The organism is Mesorhizobium sp. M0854 (assembly GCF_040319815.1).
Taxonomy (GTDB): domain Bacteria; phylum Pseudomonadota; class Alphaproteobacteria; order Rhizobiales; family Rhizobiaceae; genus Mesorhizobium.
Window position 1 is genome coordinate 469016 of sequence record NZ_JAMYOL010000002.1, and the last position, 21909, is coordinate 490924.

A 21909-nucleotide genomic window follows, 5' to 3' on the forward strand; every position below is an offset into this window, starting at 1 on the left:
ATGACGCAACCGGGAGTATGCAGTTCGCCGTCTACGGCATCAACTGCCCGCCATTGACCTCGATCACCTGGCCGATGATGTAGCCGCTCAACAGATCGGAGGAGAGGAACAGATAGGCGCCGACGCAGTCCTCGGCGGTGCCGGCGCGGCCCTGCGGGATGGTGGCGATCATGCCTTTCATCTGGTCGTCGGTCGAGTAGCGCTCGTGGAAAGGTGTCGCGATCGTGCCGGGCGCCACCGCGTTGACGCGGATGTTGAACCCGATCAGCTCCTTGGCCATGCCGCGCGTGACGTTGGAGACGAAGGCCTTGGCCGAGCCGTAAAGGCCGGCGCCGCCACCGGCGCCGTTGCGCGCGGCGATCGAGGAGGTGTTGACGATGAAGCCACCCTGCCGCTTCAGCCATGGGATTGCCTTGCGCGAAGCTGTCAGCACGGAACGCGCGTTGAGGTCCATCACCGCGTCGTAATGCGCCTCGGTCTGCTCGGCATAGGCCACGCGGCCGAGCATGCCGCCGGCATTGTTGACGAGGCCGTCGAGCCGGCCGAAATGTTGCGCACTGTCCTCGACGACGCGTTCGACATCGGCGGGGATCGAGAAATCGCCCTGGGCGAGGAACACGTCGCCGCCGCCGTTGCGAATGGTCGCGGCCAGGTTTTCGGCAGCCGCGCGGCTCGAATTGTAATGCAGCGCGACGCGGCATTTCTGCGCGGCATAGGCGAGCGCGAGCGCCGCGCCGATGCCGGTCGAGGCGCCGGTGACCAGGACCGCCTTTCCGGCAAGGTCGGGGATGACCAGAGAGGGGCTGACAAGGGTGGTGGTGGCTGGCACGTCTATTCCTCCGGGGACTCTGCCTGCTCTTCGTAGGCCCTCGCAGTCCTCGCGTTCAAGTCCGTAAAAGTTTAGAGCGGTTCACCGTTTCACGGAAACGGCGAACCGCTCCCTCTTTGTCTTGACGCAATTCCGGACGGAAAACCGTTTCACACTTTTCCTGGAATTGCCCTATGGCCTGAGATAGGCGTAGCCCTGGCGTTGCAATTCGGCGAGCTTGACGATGCCGCCCCTGTCGGCTGCATGGAAGCCGTCGAGCAGGTCGGCCAGGCCGATATCCATGCCGTGCATGGTGTTGGCGCAAGCGTGCGGGCTGAGCCCATCCTGGACAAGGCCGGCGAACCGCCCGGAAATGGCGGCCGATATGCCCTTCGACTTGAAGGCGGCAAGTGCCGGGCCGTGCACGACAAGCGCGATGTCGACCTTGCCGTCGGTGCCTTCGAAGTGGTTCTTGATGTTGCCGAGCACGAAATTGACCTTGTCGAGGTCGCTGAGGTGATAGGCGACCTTCTGCCTTTCCTCTTCGACGGCCTTGACTTCAATGGCTGCCGCCTTGGTGGGGCGCAGCCCGAAAAGCCCGGCGGCCCCGGCAAGACCGACGCGGAAAATATCGCGGCGTCGCATGGCTTTATCTCCATTTATCCGGCCGGCGCAAATTGCATGGCCTCGGCCTCGATCCTAGCATAAATTGAAGCCACGTCTTGTCGGGGCAGGGGGAGCCAGCATGATATCAAGGACCGTGATGGGCGCCGGAGTTGGGGTTGCCTTGCTCACCGCCGTCGCCGGCTCTGCTTTCGCCGATGACACGCTCAAACTCACCGAGCTCAGCCCCGACGGCAAGGACGCCTGCTTCGGCCGCGTCTATGACACCGCGCATCTCAAATCGCATCCGCAGCAGAAGGTGACGCGCATCTTCTTCTATTACGGCCGCGATCCGGTCAGCCGGCCGAACGAGGAGCCAAGCACCGGCGTCGATTCCTCCTACAATGGCTTCATGGCGACGACGGTGCGCGGCGCCGAGGCGCCTGAATGGCTTGGCGGCTGGTGCAGTCATGAGTCGGAGGACGGCAAGACCGGCCCGATCCGTTGCGGCATGGACTGCGACCGCACCATGGCTTCGCTGAAGGTCGACGACAAAGGCCGACTGATCGTCTCGGACGTGCAGCCCGACCTCTATCTCGACGCCGGCTCGGAAGACGAGCTCGGCAAGGCGGAGTACGAAAGGCAGGCGCTGGGCAAGGACGATAACGGCTTCAGGCTCGATCCGATGCCGGCCGCCACCTGCAAGGCGGAGTTCGCGCGCATCGACCCGATCGACCCGGCACTTGGCCCGCCATTGCGCGAGCGGCTGAAGCCGGACCAGCCCTTCTGCTACGGACGCGACTACGACGCCGGGCATCTCGGCTCGCATCCCGACCAGCTGACCCAGTCGATCAGGGTTTTCCGCGGAGCGGTCGAGCTGGCGTCTTTCGCCAAGGAGGGCGATCCGGCCAATTGGCCAAGCGGCGCCGATATCGCCGTTTCGGTTACCACGCGGCAGAAATCGGCCAAGGTCACGCAGGTCTATAATTGTCAGGGCGAGGGCGACCAGTGGCGCTGCGCGGCGAGCGCGAAGACGGGTGCTGCCTCCTGCGATATCGCGCAAAGGGAGGTCTTCCTTCGCCGCGGCGCCAACGGCACGATGATGCTGGCCAACCCGAACAGCGGCCTGCCGATCATCGATCTGTGCTCGAAAGCGGCGGAAGGCGACACCAGCTCCGACGACAAGATCTACCGGCTGGAGCCGATGCCGCAGGCTGCCTGCGGGCTGTAGCAGTTCAGAGACGCGATGCCGGCGGGACAGAGGGGGTGCTGTCCCGCCGACCTCAAGGTTTTGGATGGCGGCGTCCCGCTATCGCCTCACGCGAACGGCACGGCCGTCGTGCCCTTGGGCAGTTTCGCTTCGTCGTCGGGTTCGACATGGATGATGACCCGCACGGAAGGGATTTCGGCCTGCAGCGCGTCTTCGATGCGGTCGCAGATGACGTGGCTGGCGCCGACCGACATGTCGGCGTCGACGACCAGGTGGAACTCGATGAAGGTGGCGCGGCCGGCGATGCGCGTCTTCAGGTCGTGGACCTCGAGCGCGCCCTTGCAATTGGCCGAGATGATGTCGCGTATGCGGATATGTTCCTGGGTGTCGACGGCGCGGTCCATCAGCCCGTTCATCGACGAGCCGATGACGTGCCAGCCCTGCCACAGGATGTTCAGCGCCACGATCACCGCAAGAGCCGGATCGAGAACCTGCCAGCCGGTCAGTACGGCGCCGACCAGGCCGATGAACACACCGACCGAGGTCGCCACGTCGGTCATGATGTGCCTGCCGTCGGCAACGAGAGCCGGCGATTTTTCGCTTCGGCCGGTGCGGATCAGCGTCAAGGCCCAGACAGCGTTGATGACCGTTGCGACGCCATTGACGGCAAGGCCGGTCCATGGCTGTTCCAGCAGGGCGGGATGCTGCCAGGACCACCAGACCTCATTGAGGATCAGCAAGGCGGCAAGCACGATCAGCACGCCTTCGAGGACGGCCGAGAAATACTCGGCCTTGTGGTGACCGAACGGATGGTCCTGGTCGGCTGGCTTGTAGCTGACCTGGATCGCCCAATAGGCGGCGGCAGAGGCAATGACGTTGACGATCGATTCCAGCGCGTCCGAATAAAGCGCGACCGAACCGGTGACGTACCAGGCCACCAGCTTCAGGCCGAGCACGACGCAGGCGACGACGATCGACCAGAAGGCGAGGCTGGCGACCTTCTGCCTGGCGGCGGCTTTGATTTCCGCCGCGGTCACTGGGGAAAAGATCCCAACACTGAGCCCTCGAACTAAGCGGCCTTTTCCTTGGCCTTGCGCGGCAGGTGCGCGACGATGTTCTCGATGATGCGCATGCCGGCATTGTGGCCGAGCGTCATGATCGATTCCGGGTGGAACTGCACTGCGGCGATCGGCTCCTTGCGGTGCTCGAAGGCCATGATGATGCCGTCCTCGGTCTCGGCGGTGACGACAAAACCATCGGGCAGCCGCGCCGGATCTGCAAAGATCGAATGATAGCGGCCGACCGTCACCTCCTTGGGCAGGCCGGAGAAGATGATGCCCGGCTTCGACACGCGGATGCGCGACGGCTTGCCGTGCATCGGGATGTGCAATTGGCGCAGCTCGCCGCCATAGGCCTCGGCCAGCGCCTGCAGCCCGAGGCAGACGCCGAAGATCGGCAGGTCGCGCGCACGGGCCCGCTTGATGGTGGCGGCGCAGTCGAAGTCCTTCGGTGTGCCGGGGCCGGGCGACAGCACGACCAGGTTTGGCTTCAGCCGGTCGAAGATCTCGTCCGGCACCGGCGTGCGCACCGTCGAGACGTTGGCGCCGGTCTGGCGGAAATAGTTGGCGAGCGTATGGACGAAGGAGTCCTCGTGGTCGACCAGCAGGATGTTGACGCCGTCGCCGACACGCGCGGTGCTGCGTTCGGTGCTGGCGGCATTGCCTGATTTGGCGTCGCGGATGGCGGAGAGCATGGCGGATGCCTTCAGTTCGGTTTCGGCTTCTTCTTCCTCGGGAATGCTGTCGAAGAGCAGCGTGGCGCCGGCGCGCACCTCGGCGATGCCGTCCTTGATGCGAATGGTGCGAAGCGTCAGGCCGGTGTTCATGTCACCGTTGAAATTGACCATGCCGATCGCCCCGCCATACCAGGCGCGCGGGCTCTTCTCGTTCTGCTCGATGAAGCGCATGGCCCATAATTTCGGCGCGCCGGTGACGGTGACCGCCCAGGCATGCGACAGAAAGGCGTCGAAGGCGTCCATGCCTTCGCGCAGCCGCCCCTCGATGTGGTCGACGGTGTGGATCAGGCGGGAGTACATTTCGATCTGGCGGCGGCCGATGACGCGCACCGAGCCCGGCTCGCAGACCCTCGACTTGTCGTTGCGGTCGACGTCCGAGCACATGGTGAGTTCGGATTCGTCCTTCTTCGAATTGAGCAGCTTCAGGATCTGCTCGCTGTCGGAGATGGCGTCGTCGCCGCGCTTGATGGTACCGGAGATCGGGCAGGTCTCGACGCGGCGGCCGTTGACGCGCACGAACATTTCCGGCGAGGCGCCGATCAGATATTCGCCCTCGCCGAGATTGATGAAGAAGGAATAGGGCGAAGGGTTGATGCTCTTCAGCTTGCGGGAAATCTCGGAGGGCTGGGTTTCGCAGCGTTCGTAGAACATCTGCCCCGGCACCACTTCGAACAGGTCGCCGCGCTCGAAGCTCTTCATCGCCTTGCGCACCAGCTTGGCATATTCGCCGGGCTCGTGGTCGCCGCGCGGCGGGATGCGGTCGGCGGTCCTGAACGGCTCGACGATTTCGTCGCGCGGCAGGCCTTCGGTCGAGAAGCCATCGCCGGAATAGTCGTAGCGGTCGGTCCAGGCCTTGGTCGAATAGTGGTCGACGACGAGGATCTCGTCGGGCAGGAACAGCACGAGATCGCGCTGGCTTGGCTTGCGCTCGAGCTTGTAGTCGACCGGATCGAACTGGAAGGCGAGGTCATAGCCGAAGGCGCCATAGAGGCCGAGATTGGCGTCTTCCTCGGTCTTGAACAAAGCCGTGATGGCGCGCAGCACGGTGAAGACGGAGGGTACGCGGCTGCGTTCCTCCTCGGTGAAGACACGGCCGGGCTTGGCGACCTCGAGGCGGATGAGTTTCTGCGTTGTCTCCGCGATCGTTACGTCGTCAAGACCGGCAAGCGCCTTGCCGATCACCGGCAAAAGCACCTGGCCACGGCTGTTCAAGGCCTCGATGCGCATGGCGCGGCCGTGTGCCGAGATCACCAGCGGCGGATCGATGATGGCGGTGTCCCAGCGCGTATAGCGGCCGGGATATTCGTAATTCGAGGAAAACACGGCGCCGCGGCGCGAATTCAGGCCATCGACATAGCCGTCGATCGCCCCCTCGTAAGGCCGGTCATGGCGCTGGCGGGTAATCGCCACGCCACCCGCCGTGACGAAGCGCTCGGCGCCATTCTCCAGAATTTTCGTCGTCATTGCCGTCTCCATCAGCGTCTTTGGGGCAACGGACCCGGGAATGGCTTGAAAAAACAAATGGCCGCCCGGACATTCCGCTGCGGCCACCCTCTATTGTCACGCGAACGCGTTCGAACAGGCCGCTGTCAGCGAGCCCACCACCAAATGGTCTTGATCGAGCGCATGTTCATGGCGAAATCCATAGCCGCGAAAAGCGGTATGCGCAACAGGTTTGAAAGTCTGTGGGGTGGCTGCCGCTTTCGCAACCCAGCACATGGCCAAGACCGGCTGTCCTGCCTAGACTCTGCGTTGCCCTGGCGCATGTGCCGCCGCGCCAGAGGCTTGCCGAACTCGGCGTCGCCCGCGTGAGCCATGGTCCGGTGCCGTACCGGCAGATGGCCGAATGGCTGGAGGCCAAGGCGCGACAGGCGATTTCGGGGTAGCCTGGCGGGGTGCGTCAGTCCTCCAGCGTTCCCGACCTTGCATCGGCGCTCGTCCCGTCGCCGACCAGCTTCAAGAGGTCTTCGCCGGCGCGAATGATGCGGCGGGAACGCCGCGTCAGGATGAGGCCCGCCTGAGGCGCCAACACTTCCGTGCGGCCGTCGGGCTCGCCGGGCGCGTGGACGATGGTGGCAAGGCGCGCACCCTTGGTAACGCGGTCGCCCGGCTTCACGTCGTAGAGGATCGCGCCCGAACGGGGCGCCGGCATCATCTCGATGTTTTCGAGCGGCGCGACGAGCCCAACGAAGCTGCCAGGCGCGCGCAGCGCCTGGTCCTGGATTACGCCGCGCGCCACCAGCAGCCGGTAGAGCCCTTCGGCATCGGCGCCGGCGAGGGCGCCGTCGACATCGAGTATGCCGCGATATTCGACGGTGGTGGCGACGCGCCGGTCGAGGCACGCCACGTCGGCGGGAACGTTCTGATACGGCAAGATCGAGGCGCCTTCGAAGGTGCCGTCGGGGTCTTCGTGCCACAGCATCACCGCATCGACGCCCATGGCCGCTGCACAATCCGCCATGGCCGGCCACAGGCTGGTGTGGACGTAAAGATAGGCGAGGCCCTCATCGTCGCAATGCAGGTCGAGCACGATGTCGTGGCCGATGGAGAGCTGCAGCAGCCGCGTTTTCAGCCGCTGGTCGACCGTGCCGTGCGCCGGCAGCAGCGTGAGGTCGGGCGCGGCGAGCCGCGGAAAGCCGCGATTGAAATTGGTGCGCGTGCCCAGATGAAAGCGGCCCTGATGGTCGCCGTAAAGATATTGCGCGCGGCCGATCGGATTAGCCCAGGGCACGATGGTCATATTGCCGGTGATGCGGCCTTCGGCTTCCGCCTTGCTGAGCATCGGCATCAGCGTGTCGATGGCGACGACGCCCGGCAATTCGCCGGCATGAAGTGCCGCCTGCAGATAGGCGGAAGGCGCCGTCTTGTCCGTTCCGGCGAAGCGGAAGACGGGGAATTCGTAGGAAACGCCTTCGCTGTCGCCGGCGACGCGTTCGATGGACTTCTGCATGGGATGGCTCCGGGAGAAGAGGCGGAACACATGCCCTTTTGCCGTTGGGCTGTCGATTGGTCCAGTCGCTGCCGCTATGGGCGCACGATTCTACCCGGCCGTCACACCAGCGGCTTGAGTTCCTGGGCGATGGTCGGCAGAAGCTCCGAGACGTTCGGGTGGATGTGCACGGCGCGCGCCAGCGTGCTGACCGGCGCCTTGGCATACATCAGGTCGAGTACGCAGTGCACCGCCTCGTCGCCGCCCGGGCCGAGCACCGAACAGCCGAGGATCTCCTTGGTGTCGGCATCGACAAGGATCTTCATGAAGCCTTGCGTCTCACCTTTTTCGACTGCACGGCTGACGCGGGTCATTGGCCGCTGGCCGACCAGGGCGCGGCGGCCGGATTTCCTTACCGCGGCTTCGGTCATGCCGCAGCGGCCGAGTGGTGGGTCGATATAGAGCGCATAGGCCTCGATGCGGTCGCTGACCTTGCGCGGATCGTTGTCGAGCAGGTTGGCGGCGACGATCTCGTAATCGTTGTACGAGGTGTGGGTGAAGGCGCCCTTGCCGTTGCAGTCGCCCATCGCCCAGATGCCGGGCACGCTGGTGCGCAACTGGTCGTCGACGACGATGAAGCCGCGTTTGTCGACCTCGACGCCGGCTTTGTCGAGGCCGAGATCGTCGGTGTTTGGCGTGCGGCCGAGCGCCAGCAGCACATGCGAGCCGACCGCAGCCGCCTTGCCTGGCGAGAAGGTCACGGCGATTTCGTGGCCTCGCCTGGCGAAGCGGATGTCGTCGGCGCCGAGATGGACGGCAATGGCTTCGTTTTCGAGGATCGACAAAATGGCGTCCGAGACATCCTCGTCCTCGCGACCGATCAGACGCGGGCTTTTTTCGATGACCGTGACTTCGGAACCGAAGCGGCGGAACATCTGCGCGAATTCGAGCGAGACATAGCTGCCGCCGACGACGATGAGATGGCGCGGCAGCACGTCGAGATCCATCATCGAGGAATTGGTCAGGTAAGAGATGCCGTCGATGCCGGGCAGGTCGGGCACCGAGGCGCGCCCGCCGGTGTTGAGGAATATCTTTTCGGCGCTCAGCAGATCGTCGCCGACGCGCACCGTGTTGGCGCTTACGAAGCGCGCATGGCCGCGATAGAGCGTGCATTTGTCCATGCCGGCAATCCAGTCTTCGAGATTGCCGCGGGCGTCGTTGGAGACCTTGTCCTTGCGCGCCTTGATCGCCTTGTAGTTTACGCCGACGGGACCGGATAGCGTCACCCCGTAATCCGCGGCGGAGCGGGCGAGATGCGCGGCATAGGCGCTTGCCACCATCGTTTTGGTCGGCGTGCAGCCGGTGTTGACGCAAGTGCCGCCGACCAGCTTTCGCTCGATCAGCGCCACGCTCATGCCGGCCGCATTCAGCCTGCCGGCGAGCGGTGGGCCGGCCTGCCCGGCACCGACGATGATGGCGTCGAATGTCTTTGCCGTCATGCTGCCGCCACGATCAGAAGCCCGCCGACGATCGCCACCGCGTCCTCGATGAAGGCGGCGGGCGGGTCCTTGCCGAAGGCGGTGGCGAGGCGCTTGCGCGCCTCGGCACCGCCCAGCGTGCCGATCACCGCGCCGATGGCGCCGGCGATCAGGCCGCCGATGATGGCGCCACCGGTGGCGCCGATCACCGCGCCGGTGAAAGCGCCCAAGACGATGCGCGTGCCGAATTGCTGCGGCACCTTGCGGCTCGGCGCCGAGGGCAGCTGGTCAGTGACCAGTTCGGCGATGGCCAGGATGGTGAAGATGCCGACGGCGATCCAGTGGGCCATGAAGCTCGCCCAGGTGCCGGCGACCGGCAACCAGCCAAGCCAGGCGCCCCAGGCGACCGCGGCGGGCGCGGTCATGGCGCGAAGCCCGGCAACGATGCCAATCAGGAGGGCAAGAATGTACAGCATGATTGATCCCTCGATGGCCGGCTTGGGACATATCCGAGAGGGCAGGCTACCATAGGTCCGGTATTTGACCAGAGGTGGTGTCGCCGCCGGCGCTTCCGTATTTTCACCACTTGTGCTTTGGCAAAGTTGAAACTGGAGTTGCAGCCTTGGCCGGAAGCGAACGCATGAAAATGGCGGCGGGCGAGTGGTATTGCTGCCTTGATCCGGAACTGGAGGCGTTGCGCATCACGGCGCGGGACGCGGTGTTTGAGCACAACAGCCTGCCGCCCCGGCAGCGTCGCGACATCGGGCCTGGATTGCGGACGCTGCTCGGCGCTGCGGGCGAGGGCGCCCGGATCGAGGCGCAGTTCCACTGCGCTTATGGCTTCAACATCTTTCTCGGCGACCGCGTTTTTCTCAATGCCGGCTGCATCATTCTCGATACGGCGCCAGTGCGCATCGGTAAGGGAACGCTGCTCGGCCCGAATGTGCAGATCTATTGCGCCGAGCACCACAAGGAGGCTGCCGGGCGACGGGCAGGGCTGGAGATCGCCAAGCCGGTCGAGATCGGCGACAATGCCTGGATCGGCGGCAGTGCCATCATCCTCGGCGGGGTCAGGATCGGCGATGGCGCCATCGTCGGCGCCGGTGCTGTGGTGACGCGCGACGTGGCGGCGAACACCACGGTGGTTGGCAATCCGGCACGGATAATCAGCAACAGCTGAGCACCGTGCTTCTGTCGCCGGTCACGTCCTCGTTCTGATGGCCATGGGCGGCTGTGTCACTTGGCCGGAGGTGGATGCAACCGTGTGTCGAGTGCAAACGCCTCCTGGGTCTTCATGGCGTATGCCCCTCTGGCGAGGCTCGCGTCGAAGATCAGGTTCCAGCTACGCTGCGATACCGCGCTAGGAATCACCACGAACCGGTGCCGTTGCAGAAGATCGTCGCCAAACGCCTGTTGCCCGGAGCTCGGAATGCCCGGGCGCAACCAGTTGGGGTTGGGCACGGCGGCGGGGTCGACGATATGCACATCCGCGACATCGCTGACGATCGCTGCCGTCATGACATGCGCTATCGTGTCGAGCGCCCTGAAGCCCTTATGAACCGCAACCTCGAGGATCGCAGTCGACGGATCGATCGAGCAGTAGACGGCGCGCACGCCCTTGCTGTTCCAGCGTCCGCCCACCCTGTATGCGCCCTCGCCACTATCCCATGTAGATGCAAACGCGACTTGATCGAGGCGCCATCCGATGAGGTCGGAGCCACCAAGCGCCGCCGGCAGCGGCGTCATGCATAAACGCCATATTCAAGCCGTTCCAGGTAGTCTTCTACAAGCTCGATCCCCGCCGGCGTCGCCAGAAGGTCGATTGGACGACGCTGGTCGAGCCCAATCGCCGGCCGCTCCAGCCATTGCTCTGCCTCCGCCTGCGAACCGAACACGTCGGTCGCTTTCGACAGGATCTCCGCGAACTTCCAGGTTCGTCCGCTCTGGTCCTGACTGAGAGGCTTGGACGGAGCATCCTTGCGGCGCTGGTAGGTGCGCAGGCTCATGCCGATGGCCTTCTCCAGCGAATCGGTCTTCTGGATGAAGACGAGTTGCCCGATAAGATGGTCCAGCGCTGAAGCCGGCAGGCCGTGCAGAAGCAACTCGTGGGCATCCAAAGCGCTGCTGAGGCGCCTTGCCAGAATGCGGCTGCCGCCTAGCAATTTCGCCACCTTCTGAAGTTCATTGTTTTTTGCTGTTGGCGCAGCCTTTTCCAATGCCATCGCCACGGCGAGCCTCTTCGCGTCATCTGTCGCTTTAGTATATGACAGATGACGCAGAGCCTTTCAAGCACCACAGGATCGAGAGCAGGGCAATCGCTTCGAGAGAAAAGATAGCCGACTCGGGCCAGGTGGCAGTCCAACGTCGGCCTGAAGCGATTGCCCTGGAATCGAGCGCGAGCCGAATTTCACCTCGGCATGTGCGCCACGCGCTCCTCCTGAGCACTCCTCGAGAATTCGCGCCGGTACTGCGCCGGCGAGGTTCTGAGGCGCGCTGCGAAGTGCTGGCGCAGCGAGGTAGCGCTGCCGAAGCCGGCCTCGAAGGCAACCGTGTCCATCGATTTTTCCGTTGCTTCCAGCAGCCGCTGCGCCAGCTGGACGCGCTGGTCGGTCAGCCAGTCGCCGAAACTGGTGCCGATCGTTTTCTGGAAACGGCGCGTGAACGTCCGGCGGGTGAGGCCAGCGAGACCAGCAACGCTGTCCAGACTGTGCGGATCACCCAGGGTTTTGCGCACCGTTTCGAGAGCCTGGGTAAAGCGGTCCGCATTGCCGGTCCTGGCGATGGGACGTTCGATGAATTGCGCCTGCCCGCCCTGCCTATGCGGAGAAAGCACGATCTGCCGGGCAAGGCGAAGTGCCGCCTCGGCGCCGTAACGAGCCCGTACGACGTGCAGGCAGCAGTCGAGCCCGGCGGCGACGCCGGCGGATGTCACGACATCGCCATTGTCGATGTAGAGCACTTCCGGTTCGACGAGAATGTCGGGATAGAGTTCCTGCAGCTGATCCGCGTAGGCCCAGTGCGTCGCCGCTCGCCGCCCCGAAAGCAGTCCGGTCGCCGCAATAGCGAACGTTCCCAAGCACAGTCCGACGATCAGCGCGCCGCGCTCGTGCGCGCCAAGCAACGCGTCGATCAATGCGGCTGGAGGCGAGCTCCCGAGATCCTTCCAGCTTGGCACGATGACGATGTCGGCGTCATTGAGCGCGGAAAGCCCGTGCGGGACGCTGATGGTCAGCCCGGCATCGGTGCGGATCGGCCCGTCCTCAATCGCGCAGACCCGGAAGTCGAAGCGCGGCAGGCCGAGCTCCGTGCGATCCGCGCCGAACACGAGACACGGCACGGAGAGATGAAACGGGCTGATGCCATCGAAGGCGATGGCGGCAACGGCAGGATCGGTCATGGGAGCTCCGGCAACGGGTGAGGCCAATTGTCCCAATTCTTTCGAATAATGTCAATCGGGACACTTTTTGCAATCCGGTGCCGAGCTTATCGTCCACCCGTCAATGTCCAACGGGAAAGGAAAACCCCATGTCGCAACCAGCCAAAGGCAAAGCTCCACGCCGCGCCCTCATCGTCATCGATGTTCAAAACGACTATGACGGCGGCAACCTCGCCATCCAGCATCCGCCGTTCCGCGACAGCGTCGTCAATGTGGCGCGAGCGATGGATGCGGCCACCGAGGCAGGCGTCAAGGTTGTGGTCATCAAACAGTTGGCGCCGGAAACCTCACCAGTCTTCGCCAAGGGCAGCCATGGCGCCGAGTTGCACCCGGAAATCGCCAGGCGAGACCGCGACCACTACATCGAAAAGAACTTGCCCAGCGCCTTCACCGGCACGGACCTCGAGGAGTGGCTACGCGCCAACTCTATCGATACGATCACGGTCATCGGCTACATGACGCACAATTGCGACCTGTCGACGGTCATCCACGCCGTGCATATGGGCTTCGAGGTGGAGTTCCTGTCGGACGCAACGGGGTCGTTGCCGTACGCCAACAGCGCCGGCTACGCTTCGGGGGAGGAAATCCATCGCGTCGTGACGATCGTATTGCAGTCGCGCTTCGCGGCCGTTCTCAAAACCGCCGAGTGGATCGATTGTCTGAAGACCGGCGTGGTACCCCAGCACGACACACCCTATGCCTCCAACCAGCGCGCGCTGGCGCGAAGCGCGGCTTAGGGACGAGCTCGTCGCGAAGTCGCCAAAAGGGCGCCGCAGCGTTGCGGCGCCCTTTGCCGTTCAAGCGTTGATTATCCCTAAAACAGGCCTTCGATCTGGCCCATTTCGTTCAGGAAAATCTTTTCCGAGGATGGCGCTTTGGGCAGGCCGGGCATGGTCATCACCTCGCCGCAGATGATGACGACGAAGCCGGCGCCGGCAGACAGCCTGACCTCGCGCACCGGCACGGTGTGGCCGGTCGGCGCGCCGCGCAGATTCGGATCGGTGGAGAAGGAATATTGCGTCTTGGCCATGCAGACCGGCAAATGACCGTAGCCGGCGTGCTCCCAGGCGTGGAGCTGGTCGCGCACCGATTTGTCGGCGATCGCTTCGGAACCGCGATAGATGCGCTGGACGATGGTGTTGATCTTCTCGAACAGCGGCATGGCGTCGGGATAGAGCGGGGCAAATTGCGACGCGCCGGATTCGGCCAATGCCACGACTCTTTTGGCCAGTTCCTCGATGCCGGCCGATCCCTGAGCCCAGTGCTTGCACAGGATCGCCTCTTCGCCCATCGAGGCAACGTAGTCCTTCATCGCCTGGATCTCGGCCTCTGTGTCGGAGTAGAAATGGTTGATGGCGACCACAGCCGGCACACCGAACTGACGGATGTTCTCGATGTGGCGGCCGAGATTGGCGCAGCCCTTCTTGACCGCCTCGACGTTCTCCTTGCCGAGGTCCTCCTTCTTGACGCCGCCGTTCATCTTCATGGCGCGAACCGTGGCGACGATGACCGCCGCGGCGGGCCTCAGGCCGGCCTTGCGGCATTTGATGTCGAAGAACTTTTCGGCACCGAGATCGGCGCCGAAACCGGCTTCGGTGACGACGTAGTCGGCAAGCTTCAGCGCCGTCGTCGTGGCAACGACGGAGTTACAGCCATGCGCGATGTTGGCGAAGGGGCCGCCATGCACGAAGGCCGGGTTGTTCTCCAGCGTCTGCACGAGATTGGGCTGCATGGCGTCCTTCAAGAGTACGGCCATCGCACCGTCGGCCTTGAGGTCGCGGGCATAGACGGCCGACTTGTCGCGACGATAGGCGACGATGATGTCGCCGAGGCGCTTTTCCAGGTCCTTCAGGTCGGTCGACAGGCACAGGATGGCCATGACTTCCGAGGCGACTGTGATGTCGAAACCGGCCTCGCGCGGGAAACCGTTGGCGACGCCGCCGAGCGAACAGATGATCTCGCGCAGCGACCGGTCGTTCATGTCCATGACGCGGCGCCAGACGACACGGCGGGTGTCGATGCCGAGCTCGTTGCCCCAGTAGATGTGGTTGTCGATCAGCGCCGACAGCAGATTATGGGCGGTGGTGATGGCGTGGAAATCGCCGGTGAAGTGGAGGTTCATGTCCTCCATCGGCACAACCTGCGCGTAGCCACCGCCGGCGGCACCGCCCTTGACGCCGAAATTCGGTCCGAGTGAAGCCTCACGGATGCAGACGATGGCCTTCTTGCCGAGGCGGTTGAGGCCATCGCCCAAGCCCACCGTCGTCGTCGTCTTGCCTTCGCCGGCCGGTGTCGGGTTGATGGCGGTGACGAGGATCAGCTTGCCATCCTTGTTGCCCTTCACCGACCTGATGAACTCGGCCGAGATCTTCGCCTTGTCGTGGCCGTAGGGCAGAAGATGTTCGCTCGGAATGCCGATCTTCTGGCCGATCTCCTGGATCTGCTTCTTCCTGGCGCCGCGCGCGATCTCGATGTCGGACTTCACTTCGGCCATGGACGACTTCCCTCTGAATTGGACGGATTTGACTAGTGTGGTCGCACGAATAGCCCGGCATTGCAGGCGCGGGCATGTTCTACCCCTGTCGCTGCCGCGGCGTCAACTTTCATGCAACTATGTTTCCTGCGAAGAAAATACCTCTGCGGCCGGCTGCCCTGCTACAGGTTCTTTTCGCGCCGGTTGCCGCGCCGTATAGAAGCCAGAGCAGGCGCGGTTCCGCCGTCTCAAAACAGCCGCGTAATACGCGAAAAGCGACAGAAGCAACGGCGCAAATTCACCAGCGCCGGCTGTGCGGGACGATCCGCTACTGCGTCAGCACGTTGCTGATCTCGACCATGTTCGAGCGCACCCTGAGTATGTAAAAACCCATCGTCGTCAGATGTGTCGGCAACAGCCAGCCGTCCTCGCGGCCATTGGCGATGATGAAGGGCTGGATGCGCAGCGCCGAGACGAACTGCGCGTCCATCGTATCCCACAGGTTCTGCAGGTGCTTTTCCTTGATGACGTCCTCGAAGTCGGCCTGTGCGCCCTTCATCAGCCCGTAATAGGCATAGAGCTGGCCATAGGCGAACCAGAAGCGGTCGTCGGCGCGAGTGTCGAACCAGCCATTATTGTGGTTTTCGGCACGCTCCTTGAGGATCGCCGAGGTCGAACCGATGTCGGACGAGATGCGGTCGATATACTGCTTGAGATTGTCAGCGCGGGCATCGAACGTCGCCTGGCAGGCTGCGAGGCGGGCGTTGAAGGAACGCAGCTTGCGCACCGCGTCACGATAGTAGCTCGGCGTCGGCGTCTTGGGGCCGAACGGGTTCAAGCCGAAATACCAGGTTTCCTCGTCGAACTGCAGATTGCCGCGGGCATCCTGCAGGTCGGCGTCGATCTGCGAGGTGGTGCGGACGCGGCCGAGATTATCGGCAAGCTCGGTCGCCGTGCGCCGCACCGCCTGGTTGATGCCGCGCTGGAACGAAGCCTTGTTGTCCATGAACGGCGTGTGATCCCAGTCGATGCCGAACAGGCCGAGCTTGTAAAGAATCATCGACGACACCCAGGCATTCTGGTTGACGTTGAAGTCGGTCAGGTCGGCCGCAACCTGGGCAATGGCTGAATTTCCGCAGGTCTTGGCCGTGTCGGTGCCGGCGCCGGCGGAAACCTGTTCACCGGCGGAGCTGTTGCGTTTTTCGAACGTGTATTTGTCGACGTAATTCGGGTCGAAATTGTTCCACCACTGGGTGGCGTAGAAGAAGTTGACATAGAGACCGATCAGCACGAGCACAGCCAGGCCGAGCACCGCCTTCAGGATCCAGCCGCGTTGCGTGTACCAGCGCCCCGCCCACAGGAACGGCCACAGGATCGCGCCGATGAGCAGGCCGATGCCGCGGCCAATCCACTGGAAAATCCGGGTGAAGAAACTCACGATCGGATCAAGCATGGCGATGTCACCCCTCAGTCAGTCAAGCCGTAGAGGCGTGTGCGAAACGCCACCTTGTCCTTCAGATATGTGGTTTTCAGAACGTCCACAACATGCGATCGCCAGGCGTCGCTGAAGCCCTCATAGTCCCTGTAGAAGCCCGGCTTGTTGAAGACGTAACGCGAAACGAAGTCCTGCGGCACGAAGTCCGAGATCAGCTGGTTGGTCAGCCAGGCGTCGGGATGGTCCGGCTTGGCGCGGATGACCAGGAAGCGCTGCTGCGGGAACACGTCCTCGATCTTGAGATGGCCGAGCTGGGCGATCTCGCGCTTGGCGGCGTTGAGGAAGGGAAAATTGCCGTCCCTGGTGATCAGATCGGTATGGCCGTGGATCCAGGTCTGCAGCCAGACCTTGTCGACGTCGGTCAGATTGCGGTCGGGATCGGCGTCGCGGATCAGCGCGCGCACCACCATTTCGGCGCGATGCTCGAGATAACCGGAGGTTTCGATCCATGAGGCGCGCGGCAGCTCGATGCGGCCGGTCGAGGCGAGGAACTTGAACACCTTGTCGGCATCGTGGATCGAAAGGTAACTCACCTGCCACGGCCGCGAGCGGCGGAAACCGGGCGCTGCGGGGTCGCTGATCACCGTCGTCACGTCGGGATCGACGAACACATAGAGCCCGCCGAAATGGCTGGTCCAATAGGCATTGTGACGGAAGATCACCTGGTCCGGCACCAGCGCATTCTCGCGGATGTCGCCGCAGATCTTCGCCAGCTCGACCATGTGGGCCAGCATGGCGTTGTCGCGCCAGGCATCCGGCTCCTGCTTCAGCCGGTCGACCAGCTTGCCGAGCTCGGCGGCCTTGCCGAGCACATCCTCGGCCGACAGCACCTTGAACTCGACCTGGTTGATCGACAGCAGGTCCTCGATGTCGTCGACCTTGGGGACCGAATCCTCGATCTCGCCGTAGATGACGTCCTTGATCGTCAGCGCATCGATGGCGCGCTGATTCTTGGACATGAACTCGTACATCAGCAGCGAGGTGTTGGAGAACGCCGTGTGCACCACCGGCAGGTCGATCTGCGACGGCGTCAGGATAATGAAGCGGCGGTTGACCTCGTTCGGATCGAGGTAGCTGTAGTCGCCGCATTCCTCGGCGACCTGCGGCGAGAAGCCAGTGCGGTCGATCTCGAAGCTTTTCAGCTTGGTCGGCTTCAAGCCGAACGCGACCATCGCCTTGTTGTAGCGCTGGATCAGATGCGGCTCGTCGATCGTCAGCAGCCGGCCGTAGATCAGCTCGTTGTCGCGCAACAGATCGGGTTTCTTGGCCATTATTCCTTCTCCGCGTTCACGGGGAGACGGTGCCCGAAGGGCGGATGAGGGGCGCGAACGCTCCTTCTCCCCTTGTGGGAGAAGGTGGCCGAGCGAAGCTCGGTCGGATGAGGGGTGTTCCAGCTTGACGAATACCCCTCATCCGTCGCCTTCGACGCCACCTTCTCCCACAAGGGGAGAGCGACTGTCTTGGCTGTCAAGCTGTTTGCCACGGTTTTTGGTCCCGGACGATAGCGTTGAGAATGGTGAGAAGCTTGCGCATTGTGGCGACGACGGCGACGATCTTCGGCTTGCCGGCCTCGACCAGGCGGTCGCGGAAAGCCTTGAGCACGGGGTTGTGCCTGATGGCGACGAGGGCGGCCATGAAGAGGGCGGCGCGCACGTGGCTCCTGCCACCGCCAATGAAGCTCTTGCCACGCCATTTTCCGGACTGCCTCGTCCATGGCGCAAGGCCGGCGAGCGCGGCGATCTGGCGGCGGTCGAGGCTGCCCAGTTCCGGCATTTCGGCGATCAGGCTGCGGGCAACGACAGGACCGACACCCGGCACGGAGGAAAGCAGCTTTTCGTTGACCCGCCAGACTGGGGACTTGCGGATATGATCGTCCATGCCCGCATCGAGGCTTGCCAGCTCACGCCGAAGCGCGACGAGCAGCCGGTGGATGCTCTTTTGCGCCTGTTTCGCGATGACCGTGCGAGCACGGTTCTCCTCCGCCACGATCATCTGCACGATCTGACGCCGGCGGGCGACGAGCTCGGCCAGGGCCTCGGTTTCGGCGTCGCGCAATGGCCGCAATTGCGGCCTGGTCGCAGCGATGAAAGCGGCGATGACGGCGGCATCGATCGGGTCGGTCTTGGCCCGCTTGCCGAGTGCATTGGCATAGGCGCGCACCTGCGCCGGATTGACCACGACAATCGCCAGGCCGGCGCCTGCCAAGGCGGCGACCGCCAGTCTCTCGAAGCTGCCTGTCGACTCCAATCCGACAACGGCCGGCGAAAGGGCTGCCAGCCGCCGAACCAGATCCTCCACCCCGGCGTGGTCATTCTCCACCGAGAACGCCTCGCCCGACGGCAAAACATGCACGTCGAGCCGATCCTTGGAAACGTCGATGCCAACAATGATTTCCATCCTGTCCCATCCTTGCCTAATCGGGCTTCGCTTGCGGCCCAGGCGACTGTTCGGGTTCGATGGAACGGCGGACGAAGACCCTTGCTCTCCCACGGGCTCGATCACCCAAAGATGCTCCGGTCTCCCGTCCGCCACCGCACTGCCTTCATAGCAGAGTCGGCAAGAAACAAGTTACAAAGGTGGCGTCGGCGCATCTCACGCATTCCACAGCCCCTTTTTCTTCAACCCCTCGATCTCGCGGACGGCACGCTCCCGCAGACGGGTGTCGCGGATCATCTTGGTCACCGCCGCATCATCGGACTTGTCGGAATAGCGGAATTCGGAATCCGCATAGCGGTTGATCTCCTGCATGACCATGTCCATCGAGAATGGCCCGCGCAGCTCCTCGATCATCGCTTTCTTGTCGTCGTAACCCTTGTGCATGAAGGCTTCCGGCTTTTCGAACCACTCGTCCGGCAATTCGATGTCCATGGCGCGCATCTTGATGGCATCGGTAACGTTCTTGATGGCGCGGCCGGTAAAGCGCGGCTCGGCATCCTTGATCAAGTGCAGATAGGTGCCGATGTCAGCCATCGTCTTCGGCGCGCCGTTTTCCTTCATGTAGCGCTCATAGACCTTCATCAGCCCGTCTTCCTGCGGCTTTTCATGTTCCTCATAGGCCTCCATCACCGCGCGCTGGATCTCTTGCGCCGCATAGAGCTTGTGGTCGCCGAGCGGGATCTTGTGGTTCTTGCCGGCGAGCAGAACGAAGATGTCGATGTAGTCGTCGCGGCTCTGCGGGCCATCGACCAGCCAGCGCGCGCCGGCGCGCTGGCGTAGCGCGTCGTCGACGTTTTCGGGATAGTTGGAGAACATGCCGAACGAGCAGTTGCCGCGCACCACGGTCGCCGCACCTCCAAAGGCGTCCATCAGGACGCCGGTGATTTCCTGCTGGCCGGCCGAGGCGCGGTCGTCGGACCGGCGTGCCGCCACCTGGTCGATATCGTCGATGGTGCCAAAGCCGATGACGCGCGGGTTCAGCACATTGTTGATGAACTGGCGGCAGTTCTGGCCCGACTTGCCCTGGTAGGAGGAGATCTGGTCGACGCCGAAATTCTCGTAGGCGAAGGGATAGCCGGCGACCTGGCAATAACCATTGAGAAGACCAGCGATCATCTGGATCAAGGTTGTCTTGCCGGTGCCGGGCGCGCCATCGCCGATAAAGGTGAACAGGAAGCCGCCGAGTTCGACGAATGGGTTCAGCTCACGCTCGAAATCGTAGGCCATCAGCATCTTGGCAAGCTTGACCGACTGGTATTTGGCGATGTGGTTGCCGACGACCTCTTCCGGTTTTTTGAAGGTCATCACCAGCGGCTTTGCCCGCTTACCCGGCGCGACGTCGAAGCCGTCAAGGGTAAAATCGTCGACGTCGATGCGGATATGCGCGTTCTCGAACGGACCGATGCCGTCGAAGCGGCCCTTTCGCGCCAACAGCCCGTCGATGGCGACGCGGGCAAAGGCGCGGGCCCGGGTCATCAGGTCGGCATCGTCCTTCGAACCTGCTATCGCCCTGTCGAGCCCGGCCACGATCGACTTCACCGCATCCTGTGGCGTGTCGAACAGAAAGTCCGGCTCGGGCGTGTCGTTCGGCGCCTCGCCGTCGCTGTCGATCAGCTGGAACAAATAGGAGGCAAGGCTGAAGGCGGAGATGTAGGCAGAGGCCGACAGCAGCTTCTTGAAGGTGGCAGCTTCATCGCCTTCGAGCGGCGAGCGGGCGTTTTTCGCCTGCAGACTTTCGAGGTCCGAGCCCTCGGCGAAGACATCCGATATGGCCAGCGCTATCGCTGTGCCGCGCCGGGCGCGAAACAACAGCGTGTGCTGCGGGATGGTCAGCAACTGGTCGTCGGAATGGACGGCGGCGACGGTTTTGGAGAGCTCGACCTCGCGCGTGCGGCGCACCGAGCCGACCGAGACGGTAGAGACGAAGCGGCGGTTGGTGCCGGCAAGCGCGGTGCCGGACTCGCGCGATGGGTCCTCCAGCACGACGATGCGAGTGATGAAACTTTGCGCAGTGGCACGGTGCTTTTCAATTGCCGCTTCCGGGATAGTGGTCAGGCCGGTGTCCATGGAGGATGCTCCGCGATTTGACGGTCAGACGTCGCTGATGACCTGCCCTTTGGACAGGATGTGGACCTTGTAGCCCGAAAAGATCTTCTGCGCCTCGCCGGCGGCATAGAGCGCCTGATAGGCCTCGTGCGGAATCAGCGCATGGTTCTCGTAGCTCGACACGCCTTGCCGCGCGGCCTCGAGATCGTCGGTATTGATGAAGAATTCCTGTGTCGTCTTTTCGCTCGAAAACAGCCCCTTGCGGCCTGGCTTTTCGGCCTTGGAAAAGACCTCCTGGATGGTCCAGGTCAGCAGCCAGGCGTTTTCCGGCTTGCGCACCTTGGCCAGCACTTCGCTCACCGTCGAATTGTTGTCGGTAATCCCTGCAGAATAGAACGGGCCGAGCACGACGCGACGCAGCTGCTTGGGATGCAGCGGCTCGAAATCCTTGTCGAGGTTGACCGCGATGGTCGCCGGCGACAGCGCGTAGGCGGAATTCTTCTCGGTGAAATCGTCGAAACGATGGGCAAGCTCGGGATTGAGCAAGCCGTCGACCGGCAGCGGAATGTCGACCCTCTCATTAAGTTTGCCACCGGAGTCGACAAGCTGCCGGATCATGTCGTCCGAGGAATCCTCAACCGTCACCATATACACAAGCGGCAGGTTGGCGCTGCCGTCGAAGCAGGCCCAGTGAACCAGATAATAGGGCCGCAGCGTCTTCGGATTGACCGACACCTTGACCGTCTGCGCCAGCGTGAACGGGCCGAAGGTGGTCTCGCTCTTGACATCCTCGAGGTAAAGCCGCTCGGCCATCGACTTCTGCAGCGCTTCGGGGAATTCCTTGTGACGCAGGATGAAGTCGGCCATTTCCTCGCGCAGCTCGCTGGCCGAAGGGATGACGGCGAGACGGCCGTCAGCCTGGAGACGGTCGTTTTCCAGTTCGAGCAGGTTCTGGAAGACCGGAAAACCGCTCTCGGCGCGCGAGATGCGGAACGTCTCTGTGAAGCCCAGCCGGTTGCGCCAGCACGAGAACGACTTGTCGAGCCGCGCAATATATTCGGCGACGACCTTGGCAACGATGCCGTGCCGGTAGAGCGGCGAGCGATCGTCGCGCATGAACACTTCGAGGCCGCCAAGTGCCGCCGCGATCGCCGAGAAATAACGCGCCGCAGCTTCGTTTTCGGGGGTCATGCTGCCAGC

At 63.3% G+C, this 21909-nt stretch carries 19 protein-coding genes; 3 read left to right on the forward strand and 16 right to left on the reverse strand.

Going from position 1 to position 21909, the window contains the following annotated elements:
* Nucleotides 1–31: 31 nt before the first annotated feature.
* On the reverse strand, nucleotides 32–829 hold the full coding sequence (locus NKH99_RS05155) for an SDR family NAD(P)-dependent oxidoreductase (RefSeq protein ID WP_353013010.1): 798 nt from the start codon (nucleotides 827–829) through the stop codon (nucleotides 32–34).
* A gap of 171 nt (nucleotides 830–1000) precedes the next feature.
* Complete coding sequence (locus tag NKH99_RS05160) at nucleotides 1001–1453, reverse strand: DsrE family protein (RefSeq protein WP_353013013.1); 453 nt, start codon at nucleotides 1451–1453, stop codon at nucleotides 1001–1003.
* 100 nt (nucleotides 1454–1553) lie between these two features.
* Here NKH99_RS05160 and NKH99_RS05165 point away from each other — a divergent pair, with 100 nt between their 5' ends.
* Complete coding sequence (locus NKH99_RS05165; protein ID WP_353013016.1) at nucleotides 1554–2642, forward strand: hypothetical protein; 1089 nt, start codon at nucleotides 1554–1556, stop codon at nucleotides 2640–2642.
* 86 nt (nucleotides 2643–2728) lie between these two features.
* On the opposite strand, the gene NKH99_RS05170 is transcribed toward NKH99_RS05165, so the two are convergent.
* The 5 genes from NKH99_RS05170 to NKH99_RS05190 all read right to left on the reverse strand — a co-directional run bounded on the left by NKH99_RS05170 (nucleotide 2729) and on the right by NKH99_RS05190 (nucleotide 9299).
* Nucleotides 2729–3658, reverse strand: coding sequence for a cation diffusion facilitator family transporter (locus NKH99_RS05170; RefSeq protein ID WP_502895031.1), 930 nt, complete (start codon nucleotides 3656–3658; stop codon nucleotides 2729–2731).
* A gap of 32 nt (nucleotides 3659–3690) precedes the next feature.
* A complete protein-coding gene (locus NKH99_RS05175) occupies nucleotides 3691–5880 on the reverse strand; it encodes an anthranilate synthase (protein ID WP_353013019.1) in 2190 nt (729 codons plus the stop codon).
* Nucleotides 5881–6316: 436 nt separating this feature from the next.
* Nucleotides 6317–7366, reverse strand: a complete 1050-nt coding sequence (locus NKH99_RS05180; protein ID WP_353013022.1) for a M14 family metallopeptidase — start codon at nucleotides 7364–7366, stop codon at nucleotides 6317–6319.
* A gap of 101 nt (nucleotides 7367–7467) precedes the next feature.
* Nucleotides 7468–8844: an FAD-containing oxidoreductase gene (locus tag NKH99_RS05185; RefSeq protein ID WP_353013025.1), complete on the reverse strand. Its 1377-nt coding sequence runs from the start codon at nucleotides 8842–8844 to the stop codon at nucleotides 7468–7470.
* The gene (locus tag NKH99_RS05190; protein WP_353013028.1) at nucleotides 8841–9299 is read right to left on the reverse strand and encodes a DUF4126 domain-containing protein; all 459 of its coding nucleotides are present in this window, start codon (nucleotides 9297–9299) and stop codon (nucleotides 8841–8843) included. The genes NKH99_RS05185 and NKH99_RS05190 overlap by 4 nt, the downstream gene beginning before the upstream one ends.
* A gap of 146 nt (nucleotides 9300–9445) precedes the next feature.
* Between NKH99_RS05190 and NKH99_RS05195 the strand changes: the two genes are divergently transcribed.
* Nucleotides 9446–10003: a sugar O-acetyltransferase gene (locus NKH99_RS05195; RefSeq protein WP_353013031.1), complete on the forward strand. Its 558-nt coding sequence runs from the start codon at nucleotides 9446–9448 to the stop codon at nucleotides 10001–10003.
* Nucleotides 10004–10059: 56 nt separating this feature from the next.
* Here NKH99_RS05195 and NKH99_RS05200 read toward each other — a convergent pair whose 3' ends face one another.
* The 3 genes from NKH99_RS05200 to NKH99_RS05210 form a co-directional block, all read right to left on the reverse strand.
* Nucleotides 10060–10569, reverse strand: a complete 510-nt coding sequence (locus NKH99_RS05200; protein WP_352819903.1) for an RES family NAD+ phosphorylase — start codon at nucleotides 10567–10569, stop codon at nucleotides 10060–10062.
* The gene (gene parS / locus NKH99_RS05205; RefSeq protein WP_352819962.1) at nucleotides 10566–11045 is read right to left on the reverse strand and encodes a type II RES/Xre toxin-antitoxin system antitoxin; all 480 of its coding nucleotides are present in this window, start codon (nucleotides 11043–11045) and stop codon (nucleotides 10566–10568) included. Before parS ends, NKH99_RS05200 begins: the two co-directional genes overlap by 4 nt.
* Before the next feature lie 185 nt (nucleotides 11046–11230).
* Complete coding sequence (locus tag NKH99_RS05210) at nucleotides 11231–12220, reverse strand: helix-turn-helix domain-containing protein (protein WP_353013034.1); 990 nt, start codon at nucleotides 12218–12220, stop codon at nucleotides 11231–11233.
* A 128-nt stretch (nucleotides 12221–12348) separates the two neighbouring features.
* Between NKH99_RS05210 and NKH99_RS05215 the strand changes: the two genes are divergently transcribed.
* A complete protein-coding gene (locus NKH99_RS05215) occupies nucleotides 12349–12996 on the forward strand; it encodes a cysteine hydrolase family protein (RefSeq protein WP_352540986.1) in 648 nt (215 codons plus the stop codon).
* 77 nt (nucleotides 12997–13073) lie between these two features.
* On the opposite strand, the gene NKH99_RS05220 is transcribed toward NKH99_RS05215, so the two are convergent.
* The 6 genes from NKH99_RS05220 to NKH99_RS05245 all read right to left on the reverse strand — a co-directional run bounded on the left by NKH99_RS05220 (nucleotide 13074) and on the right by NKH99_RS05245 (nucleotide 21900).
* Nucleotides 13074–14753 carry a formate--tetrahydrofolate ligase gene (locus tag NKH99_RS05220; RefSeq protein ID WP_352469712.1) on the reverse strand — a complete coding sequence of 560 codons (1680 nt, stop codon included), beginning with the start codon at nucleotides 14751–14753 and terminating at the stop codon, nucleotides 13074–13076.
* Nucleotides 14754–15060: 307 nt separating this feature from the next.
* Complete coding sequence (locus tag NKH99_RS05225; protein ID WP_352450540.1) at nucleotides 15061–16185, reverse strand: DUF2333 family protein; 1125 nt, start codon at nucleotides 16183–16185, stop codon at nucleotides 15061–15063.
* A gap of 14 nt (nucleotides 16186–16199) precedes the next feature.
* On the reverse strand, nucleotides 16200–17498 hold the full coding sequence (locus tag NKH99_RS05230; RefSeq protein ID WP_352680874.1) for a DUF6638 family protein: 1299 nt from the start codon (nucleotides 17496–17498) through the stop codon (nucleotides 16200–16202).
* Between the two features lie 196 nt (nucleotides 17499–17694).
* Nucleotides 17695–18624, reverse strand: a complete 930-nt coding sequence (locus NKH99_RS05235) for an IS110 family RNA-guided transposase (protein WP_352687259.1) — start codon at nucleotides 18622–18624, stop codon at nucleotides 17695–17697.
* Nucleotides 18625–18819: 195 nt separating this feature from the next.
* Nucleotides 18820–20730: an AAA family ATPase gene (locus tag NKH99_RS05240; RefSeq protein WP_352744309.1), complete on the reverse strand. Its 1911-nt coding sequence runs from the start codon at nucleotides 20728–20730 to the stop codon at nucleotides 18820–18822.
* A gap of 24 nt (nucleotides 20731–20754) precedes the next feature.
* Nucleotides 20755–21900: a hypothetical protein gene (locus NKH99_RS05245; protein ID WP_353013039.1), complete on the reverse strand. Its 1146-nt coding sequence runs from the start codon at nucleotides 21898–21900 to the stop codon at nucleotides 20755–20757.
* Nucleotides 21901–21909 lie beyond the last annotated feature (9 nt).